Source organism: Pseudoduganella buxea, assembly GCF_009720835.1.
Lineage (GTDB): Bacteria > Pseudomonadota > Gammaproteobacteria > Burkholderiales > Burkholderiaceae_D > Rugamonas > Rugamonas buxea.
This window is the reverse complement of record NZ_WNKZ01000155.1, coordinates 1-7,185: the sequence shown is the minus strand read 5'-3', so window position 1 is coordinate 7,185 and position 7,185 is coordinate 1. Positions and strand designations below refer to the sequence as shown.

4 protein-coding genes are annotated in these 7,185 nt (G+C 69.4%); all 4 read right to left on the bottom strand.

Annotated elements, in window-relative coordinates:
* Window positions 1-178: 178 nt before the first annotated feature.
* Window positions 179-3,841, bottom strand: coding sequence for a tubulin-like doman-containing protein (locus GM672_RS26705; RefSeq protein WP_155473547.1), 3,663 nt, complete (start codon window positions 3,839-3,841; stop codon window positions 179-181).
* A gap of 9 nt (window positions 3,842-3,850) precedes the next feature.
* A complete protein-coding gene (locus tag GM672_RS26700) occupies window positions 3,851-4,354 on the bottom strand; it encodes a hypothetical protein (RefSeq protein ID WP_155473546.1) in 504 nt (167 codons plus the stop codon).
* Between the two features lie 51 nt (window positions 4,355-4,405).
* A complete protein-coding gene (locus tag GM672_RS26695) occupies window positions 4,406-5,914 on the bottom strand; it encodes a hypothetical protein (protein ID WP_155473545.1) in 1,509 nt (502 codons plus the stop codon).
* A partial coding sequence (locus GM672_RS28545; protein WP_170300268.1) for a hypothetical protein occupies window positions 5,911-7,185 on the bottom strand: 1,275 nt, incomplete at its 5' end. The genes GM672_RS28545 and GM672_RS26695, both read right to left, overlap by 4 nt.

Here is a 7,185-nt window from a genome sequence, read left to right as displayed (position 1 = left end):
CCACGGGCGGTTCGGCGGCCGCCAGCGGCGGCGCGGGCGCGCGCGCAGCGGGTGCAGCAGGCGCAGGACGCACGCCCGCCACCTGCGACGTGCCGCAATAAGGACAGAAATTGACCTGGCGGGGAAACGCCTTGCCGCAGGCCCCGTTCACACAACGATAATCCACTATCAGCCTTTCTTACACCGGGTCCGGAATATCGTCGCCCGGGTCGGGAATCGCGGCGGCAAACAGGGCCGCCAGTTCCGGCATGTCGCGCGCGCTCTTCCACTGGTCGACATGGGGCGTCCAGCGCATGTCCCACACCTTGGTGGCGCCATCGACTTCGCCGGCGGCGATGCGCTGCGAGAGCTCCTGCACGGAATACGGTCCCTGCTGCATACGGTTGACGAAGACCTTGTACAGCGAGGCGCTTGCCGGCAGCGCTGCCGGTGCCACGGGTGCGGCGGTGCTCATGCTCGTGCTCGCGCCGGCTGGCACGGCAGGCGCCGCAGCGGCGGACAACAGGCGCGCCGCGGCGGCCTCGCTGGCCAGGTACTCGGCGCGGGGCACGCGCTTGTCGACGGCGTTCTGCACTTCCCACGGATAGGCGTCGTGGGCCGAACCGGCCACCAGGTCGCTCCACTGGGCCAGCAGGTCCATGGCACGTTCTTCCAGTGCCGCATCGCCCTGCCCGCTGGCGGCGGCGCGGCGCAGCCACTCGTCGCGCAGGCGCCGGGCCGTGATGTTCGGCAGCGATGGCGACGGCAGCTCGGCGCCCGTCTCGTCCACTTCAAGGCGCGGCTGGTAGACCCGCTGCTGGTAATGGCGCATCAGCGCGGCCAGCAGCACCATCTGGTGCGGGCCCATGCGGGCCAGGCGCTGCTGCACGGCGTTCACGATCTGCTCGCGGTAGAAGGCCGGCAGGCCGTTCGAGCGGATGGCGAATTCATTGCCCACCTGGAGCCACTCGCCGGAACCCTGCTCGACTTCGAACAGGTACTGGCCGCGTGGCTGGAACGTCGCCTCGCGGTCGGTCAGGTCGGCCTTGCGCTTCAACACGCCAGTGGCGACGGCCTGCAGGAACCACTCGTAGTCGTCGGCCAGCCGGTTCAGTTCATCCATGCTGGGCGCGATCGGGTGGCGGAAGCGTGTCGCGTCGAAATGCAGGTGGGTGGGAATCTTCGGGTTCTCGATCTGGTACGAGGTGCGCCACGTGGGCAGGCCGCGCAGCACCGTCATCGGGAAGCCGGACAGCTCGATATAGCACACGGCGCGCCCGCCGATGCCCGTGTTGACCAGGTTGACGGCGTCACCCTGGAAGAAGCCGGTCGGCACGGCCGCGCGGATCTCCCCTTCCAGCCGGCGCCATGCATTGGCATCGCCCACGCCGATGAAGCACTTGAACTGGTCGGCATTCGGCGTGAACTCGGCCGAGAACTTGGCATTCACCCACGGCATGGCGCTGCGCAGCCACTCGTTGAAGATGCGCTGGCGCTCCTGGGCCGACAGGGCCAGCAGGCGTTCCAGCAGCGGGTCCGCCGGCGCTTCGCCGGTGGCCGCCACGGCGTCGGCGGTCAGCTGCGTCTGGGCGCGGCGGAACAGTTTCAGGAGCAGCGAGGAGCGCAGCTTCTCGTCGCCCAGCTGCGGGAACAGCCGCGCCGAGCCGCCGAATTCGGCCAGCACTTCCTCGCTCCAGCTGCTCACATCCCCGGTCAGCTGCACCGGTTCCGGCAGCACGTCGGCCGCCAGCTTCATGTAGGTGGCGTGATCGTGCTGGGCATCGGCGCGCAGTTGCGCGATGCGCTGGTCGACGGCGCCCAGCATGGCTTCCACGCTGCGCCGGCCTTCCTGGAATTCGCCGGCGATGCCGGACCACACCGGGCGGCCCCGCTCGTCGACGGACTGGATGTCGCCCAGCCACGAGGACATCGCACGCAGCACTTCCGTGGCCTGCCCGGCCGCCACGGCCAGCAGGTGGAAGCGCAGGTAGTCGGCGATATCGCGCTTCAGGTGCACCACCACTTCGCGCGCCTGGGCGCCGGCGTTGATCCACTTGTTCGCCGCCTGCGACAGGTTGTTCAGCGATTCCTCGACCTGGCGCGTGCGCAGCGCGTCGCGCAGTTCGCGGTAGCGGCGCGCGTTGTGCTCCATGTGCGGCAGGTCGCGCTGGGCGATGCGGGCCTTGATCTGCTCCAGCAGGGTCAGCACGTATTCCAGGCCGCCCTGCTTGCGGTCGTCCAGCAGGCCGTACAGGCGCTCGCGCACCCTGCCCTTCATGCGCACCACCATTTCCTGCGTGTGGCGCTTGAGGCGGTCCTCGCTGGTCTCGGCGGTGGCGCCGGCTTCGCGGATGGCATCGCGCTCCAGGTGCGGCAGCAGCTCGGCCACTTTCTCGCGCCAGATCTTGATGTCGTAGCCGCCCGTGATGCGGTCGATCTCCATCTGCACCTTCGACTCGACCCGCTCAAGCAGCGAGCGGCCGTCCTTGTCCATCAGCAGCTGGTCCGACAGGGCGAACTCCTGGAACGGCGTGACGTCCACCGTGCCCTTGCGGAAATCCGGAAACTCGTCGAACGGCCGCTCGGCCATCAGCATGTGCTCGCGCATGAAGATGTCGCGTTCCTGGTCGCCGGCGCGGCGTCCAGGAATGCCGTCGGTGCCGGCGATGCCGAAGAAGGCCTTCACCATCAGCGCGGCGAGTTCATAGGCACGGATATCCTCGCGCAGGCTTTGCTGGGTATCGAGCACGGCCTGGCCGAAGGCCGAATACACTTTCGAATACGACAGGCGCATGTCGCCGAAGCGCTGCTCCGGCACGCGCGGGTTGAACGGTCCCAGCTTGTGCTGCTGCTGGTTGACGGCCACCGAGCGCTTGCGGTTGGCGAAATCGGCCGAGGCGAAATCCTCGAACAGCGAATCGGCCACCATCTGGTAGACGTCGCGCACGTCCTGCGTGGCCTTGTTCGACAGGTTGGCCGTGTCGACAAAGTACACGTCGTCGAACGGCGCGCCGCGGCCCGTCAGGCTGTCAGGGTCGGCCCAGCGTACCTGCGCGTTCATGTCGCGCATGGCCGTTTCCATTTCCATCAAGGTGGCGTAGGCATTGGCCTCGGTGCGCTCCTTGTTGGCCTTGACGTAACCGCCCGGCATGAACATCACCAGGTCGACCTGGCTGTCTGCCACTTCCTGACGCGCGATGGCCTTGGCGATCCAGCCCAGGTCGAGCGCCGTGCCGGCGCCGGTGCCGCCCGCGTTCGAGGCGATGACGACGATGCGGAACTTCGACGTGTCCACCTGCAGGCCCAGGCGCTGGTAGTTTTCCTTGCGCTCCTGGCCCGCGTTGCTGGCCAGGGAATTGAGCGCGCCCTTGATGCGGCCGCGCAGCTTCGGGTATTTGTCGAACAGGTACAGGCGCGCCACGGCGCGGATCTGGCCCGCGCCCTTCGACGGGTCGATGCCCAGCGAACGCAGCTTCTTCGGGCGCAGCGGCATCCAGTTCTCGATCAGGGGGAAGCGCGCCAGGCTGTCGTCGGACTCGTGGTACTGCTGCAGGTCGATCGATTCGACCAGGCGTTCCTCGTCGCCCAGCTTGACGAGCTCGAACCATGGGTCGGTGCGCTGCGACTTGCCTTCGTCGATGATGGAACCGCTGTCCAGGTCCAGGTGCAGGAAGCGCGCCACGGGGAAGTCGCCGATGGCTTCCACCCGGGCCGGGTGGTGGCGGTTCCACACGGCCGACAGGATGCGCCGGCGGATGCGCATCATCACTTCCATGCCGGTGCCGCCGGCGCCGATGAACAACGTCGGGCGCAGGTCGACCTTCAGCTCTGCCTTCTTGTCGATGCCGGGGATATCTGCCATGGGATTCTCCTAGCGCCGGCCGGTGAACAGGGCGCCGGCGATGGCGGCCACGCCGAACACCAGCAGGGTGCCGGTGATGGCCACGTTCAGGAACTTGGTGGAATTGACGAAGCCCAGCACGACGGCGGCGCTGAGGAAGGCCAGGCCGAAGAACAGCAGCCAGCCGGCCGTATCGGCCGACGACGGCGCCACGCGGCGGCGCACCAGGTAGTTGGCGAAGGCATTGCGGGCAAAGAAGAACACCACCAGCAGCACGACGAAGACGGCGCCGCCGATGGCGATGTCGCGCGTCGACGTATCGGTGGCCGGTGCGCCTTCCACGGGCGCCACTTCCATGCCCGTGGCGGTGCCGGTCTCGCCTGGCGGCGTCGTCGACAGCGCATCGTTGCCGGCCGGCGGCGTCGGCGCGGCGTTGTCCTTGCCGGTCTCTTTGCCTTCGTCACTGCCCGCCTTGGGCACCTTGAAGCCTGGATCGGTGTCGGCCTGGGCCAGCAGGATTGCATTCGTTTGCATGGGGTTCCTTTGATCTCTTCCGTTGTTCTGTTGTTCTGCTGTTCTATCGTGTTATTTGCCGATGCGGACCTGGGCGCCTTCGCGCAGGTCCGTCAATGCATGTCCGAACAGGGTCGTGCGCAGCTCCGCCACCTTGTTGCCGGCGCGGTCGTACAGGGGCGTCCGGGCGCCCGCCTTGGTATGCACGGTGCGCTGCTCGCCCTCGACGGTGACGATCACCTTGCGCCCGCGCGTGGCGGCCACCAGCAGGGCCGCGCCTGCCGCCAGCAGCGCGAACAGTCCACCCAGCGCCGCCAGCAGCGGCCCGGCGCCATGCTGCAGGCGCACTTCCACCGGCAGCACGGCGCGCGAGCCCTGGATGCGTTCGGGCGGCGTGAAGATGTCCGGCAGCGGGTCGCCCGGGAACAGGGTCGCCATGCGCTGGCGGAAAGCCTGCGACAGCTCGAGCCGCTGGTCGGCCAGCTGCACGTCGATCCGGCCCGGCAGCACCTGGGCCGAGCCGGCCGACTGCAGGGCCGCCAGCGACCACTTGCCCGGCAGGTTCGCCACCGGCAGCTGCAAGGTCGAAGCGAGCGGCTGCGGCTGGCCCGGGGCCAGCGCCTTGACGTCGTTGCTGGCCAGGCCGATCGGCTGCACCGCGCCGGCAATCGACGACTGGGCGGCGATACGGGCGCTGGCGATGGTGTAGGGGTAGATGGCGTTCTCCAGCCGCCACGTGATGCGCGCGGCCGGCGCCGGCCCCTTGGCCGTGGCCTGCGCGTCGACGTCGGCGCGCAGGCGCCCGTCCGGCAAGGTGGCGAACACCACGCCGGGGACGTTTTCCACGCGGGTCGGCACCAGGCGCACCGTGTCCTGGTCCAGCGGTTTCAAACGCGCGGGACGCTCCGTGATGACCTTCTGCAGGCGCCCGCTTTTCAGCAGCGCGTCCAGCTCGCGCCGGCCTTCCTCGCGCACGGCGAACACGTACACCATCAGGCCGTTGGCGCTGTAGCGCGCGCCCTTGACGGGCATGTGCAGCGGGAAGGCGATGGCCTTGGCGATGTCGGGCCCTGTGTGGATCAGCTGGTAGAACTCGCGGTTGCGCTGGGCCGTCGCCTGGTCGTTGTTCGGGCTGTTGCGGTTGTTCGTGAACAGCCAGACGAGGCCCGGCTTGCCGCCCAGGGCCTGGCCGATTGCCGAGCCCACGGCCTCGCCCAGGTCCGTGTCGGCCATGGCGCCGCCGTTCGGCTTGCGCGCCACCTCCAGCGGCGCCAGCGCGGCGGCAACGGCTTCGCGCACGGGCTTGTCGCCGGCTTTTTGCGCCAGCAGCGCGCGCGGCGACGGCGCACCGGGCAGGCCCTGGTTGAAGGCGGCCAGCACGAGCGCGTCGCCCGGCTGCACGGCGGCATTGGCCACTTCGGCGACCAGGGGCTTGTATTGCGATGCGGGGTCGCCGAAGAAGGGCTCCATCCAGCCCGAATTCTGCACCAGGAAGACGTGCGAGGCGGCCAGCGCCGGCGTCGCCGCTGCCACGGTGCAGGCCAGCGCCAGCAGTGCCTTGCCTGCGATGCCACGGCTCATGCGAAGTCCTTCAGCCGCCAGCCACGGATCTCGTTCCACATGGGGTGGTGCAGCCACAGGCTGCCGTCGTAGACGAAGGGCACGCAGTCGCCCGGAAGCTTCAGCCGCGCCACCTCGTCGAGGATGACGTTGCGCTGGCCGACCCATTCGACGATCACGCGGGGCAGCACGTCGCCCGCCATGGCCGCCTCGGCGCGGCCGGTGAACTGCTCGAAGCGCAGCACCAGGCCGGAAGGCTGGCTGCGCGCGCCGCCGGCGTTTTCCAGCAGCGGCAGCACCAGCGCATCGCCGCGGGTCTGGTCCTCCACGTCTTCCACGGCCCACGGGTCGTCCTTGACCTGGTGGCCACGGCGGAACAGCAAGGTGCCGAAGCCCAGGCGGGCGCCTTCGATCGGCATCACCTGCGCGACGCCTTCCGTGCCCAGCTCGCGGAAGGAATAGTCGGCGCCGTCATGGCCGATCAGCCACAGGCGGCCGTCGCGGCTGCGCGCGGGGCCGCCGAACTGCAGGCGCGGCTGCCACGGGAAAGGCCACGGCAGCCAGCGCGGCACGCTGCCGGGACGCCACAGCAGCTGGCCGGCATCGTGCAGCCAGCACAGCTGGCCGTCATAACTGTACGGCCGCGCCCAGCCTTCGGCGGGAATGGCGATGGCCGGATCGGCGCTGTCGATGTCGAGCACTTCGGGATCGGCGCCATCGAAGTCGGCCGTCCACAGGCGAACGGAACGGCTGTAGTGGGCACCGCTCAGAAACAGGGTGGCGACGCGCCGGTTGACGGCGCCGGGGCTGGCCACCAGCGGCGCCTGCAGCAGCGGCTCGGTACGGAAGCTTTCGGAAACGGGGTCGATCAGCAGGAGGAACAGGCCGTCCTGCGACGGCACCAGCGCGACTTCGCCGCGCCGCTCGGGCTGGGCCAGCGGCAACCACGCGTATTGCGATGACGTGAAACGCAGGTCGGCCGTGGCGCCGTCGCCTTCGGGCGTCATCACATGCCAGCGCTGCGCCAGCGGGTCCCAGTACTGCAGCACGTTGCGGGTGAAGGCCAGCGCCAGCAGGCGCTGCGCGGCAAAGCCGAAGGTGGCGGCTGCGAACACGCAGACGGCATTCGGCGGCGCGGGAATCTTCAGTTCGGCCTGGCCACGGGCCGGCTCGGGCGGGCGCGTTTCCAGCGCGGCCGCCAGCGGCAGGGCGGTCTGCGCCAGGCCGTGCGGCACGTGCCGGGGCAACGGGGCATCCTCGGCGGCGATGGTGCCGGTGGTGGCACCCCACCA